The sequence below is a fragment of the Streptomyces sp. RP5T genome (genome assembly GCF_003933965.1).
In the GTDB taxonomy this organism is placed as follows: domain Bacteria; phylum Actinomycetota; class Actinomycetes; order Streptomycetales; family Streptomycetaceae; genus Streptomyces.
The window spans coordinates 1-1,627 of record NZ_RSAJ01001027.1; the positions used below are offsets into that span (position 1 = coordinate 1).

4 protein-coding genes are annotated in these 1,627 nt (G+C 74.7%); all 4 read right to left on the reverse strand.

Annotated features, from left to right (window positions below):
* Window positions 1-77 precede the first annotated feature (77 nt).
* Window positions 78-611 carry a DUF2231 domain-containing protein gene (locus EHS43_RS44125; RefSeq protein ID WP_125196008.1) on the reverse strand — a complete coding sequence of 178 codons (534 nt, stop codon included), beginning with the start codon at window positions 609-611 and terminating at the stop codon, window positions 78-80.
* 87 nt (window positions 612-698) lie between these two features.
* Window positions 699-923: a hypothetical protein gene (locus tag EHS43_RS44130; protein WP_125196009.1), complete on the reverse strand. Its 225-nt coding sequence runs from the start codon at window positions 921-923 to the stop codon at window positions 699-701.
* 44 nt (window positions 924-967) lie between these two features.
* Entirely contained in the window at window positions 968-1,189 is a 222-nt protein-coding gene (locus tag EHS43_RS44135; RefSeq protein WP_125196010.1) for a hypothetical protein, read from the reverse strand.
* A gap of 228 nt (window positions 1,190-1,417) precedes the next feature.
* A partial coding sequence (locus tag EHS43_RS44140; RefSeq protein ID WP_125196011.1) for an LAETG motif-containing sortase-dependent surface protein occupies window positions 1,418-1,627 on the reverse strand: 210 nt, incomplete at its 5' end.

The following is a 1,627-nucleotide window of genomic DNA, read 5'->3' on the forward strand; positions in this document are numbered from 1 at the left end:
GGATGTGCGGGGTCGACCGGGGCGGCGGCCGGGGTCAGCAGCGGGCGCGCGTCACCGGTGACGCGCGCGGCGGGGTGTCAGTGGTCGTCGGCGTCCTGGCCGGTCGCCGTCTTGGAGAAGCCGTCGTGCCACGCGGCCTTGGCCCCCGAGTCGCCGATGCGGTAGACGTCCACGACGGCTCCAGCGGCCACCACGAGCGACAGCACCACGGCCGCGGCCCGCACCGGCAGGGCGGACCAGCGGGTGGCGCCGGCGGTGCCCGACTCGGCGGTGCCCGCTCCGGCGGCGGCCGTACGGCGGGCCGCCCACCAGACGACGGCCGAGAGCACGAACAGGCCCAGCGCCCAGGGCAGCAGGCCGTCGCCCAGTTCCGCGTGGCGGCTCACCAGCGCGTTCTCGTCGACGTGTTCCTCCAGCCACTCCCCGGCCTCCGTGGCGAGCGGCACGCTCACCAGCGTGACCAGGGCGAGCAGCGGCAGCACGAGGCCCATGCGCCGCGCCGCGTTCGGCCATATCGCGCCGACCGCCAGAGCCAGCGCGGTCAGGGGGACGAGCACGACGACGAAGTGCACCAACAGGACGTGCGCGGGAAGGCCGTTGACCAGGCCCATGAGGGGTCCTCCAGCGGGATCGGCCGCGAGGTTACGCGGCTCGGGCGCGCCAGACTGGCACAGCAACCTCTCAGCTTTCTCTGAAGCTCAGCCGTCCGTCTCCGGACCCCAGCGCTCGGGTCCGCCGCCCCGCCACTCGATCCACGGCGACCGCGCCACCTCCGCCGGATCGATCTCCAGACCCGCCCGGCGCAGGAACTCGGCGATGTCGGTCAGGTCGTGGGCCAGGCCGAGGATCTCGCCGTCGACGCGTACGCGGCGGCCGCCGGTGGGGGACGGGGGGTGCACGATCACGCGGATCGGTCCGGACATGTCTTCAGGATCGTCCGCGGCGTACGGTCCCGCATGTCGGTCCGTCATCGTCCGAGCCGTTCGCCGGTGTCCGTGAGCTCGCGCAGGCGCCGCCACTGTGCCGGGCACGGGCGTCCCTGCTGCCAGTGGGGGTGGAAGAACACCTGGGCCGACAGCCGGTACAGGCGTCGGCGCAGCTCCGTGCGGCCCGGGCGCTCGGCGAGCTGCCGGTAGGTGGCACTCCACTCACGCTGTGCCCGGGCGAGGTCGTCGGGGAACGGTCGCATGCCCGGATTCAATCATGTGTTCGATTTTCTGTGCCATGCCGGGACAGGGCGAGGAGTGCGGGAGGCGCCGCCTGTGGCTGCCGGGGCAAGCGCGGGCCCGGCTCAGGAAGGGGTTCCGGTCCCGGCCCGGTCCGGCCGGTGGCCAAGCGGTGCCGCGGTCGGCGTGCGGGCATGCGAAGGGGCCGCCCGCACCCCGGAGGGTGGGGCGGCCCCGTCGGTACAGAGAGGTCAGGCGCGCGAGGCCTTGCGGCGACGCGTGGCGAGCACGATGCCCGCGCCACCGGCGAGCAGCACGGCCGCGCCGCCCGCGATCAGCGGGGTGTTGCTGCTGGCGCCGGTCTCGGCGAGGTTGTCACCGCCGCCGCCGTTCGGGGTGGGGGCACCCGGAGTCGAGGTGGACTCCGAGGCGGACGGGGTGGGGCTGTCCGTGCCCGGGGT

What these genes read in the sequence shown, in the direction of transcription:
- EHS43_RS44125 (WP_125196008.1), bottom strand. Translation starts at nt 611, where the DNA reads ATGGGCCTGGTCAACGGCCTTCCCGCGCACGTCCTGTTGGTGCACTTC.
- EHS43_RS44130 (WP_125196009.1), bottom strand. Translation starts at nt 923, where the DNA reads ATGTCCGGACCGATCCGCGTGATCGTGCACCCCCCGTCCCCCACCGGC.
- EHS43_RS44135 (WP_125196010.1), bottom strand. Translation starts at nt 1,189, where the DNA reads ATGCGACCGTTCCCCGACGACCTCGCCCGGGCACAGCGTGAGTGGAGT.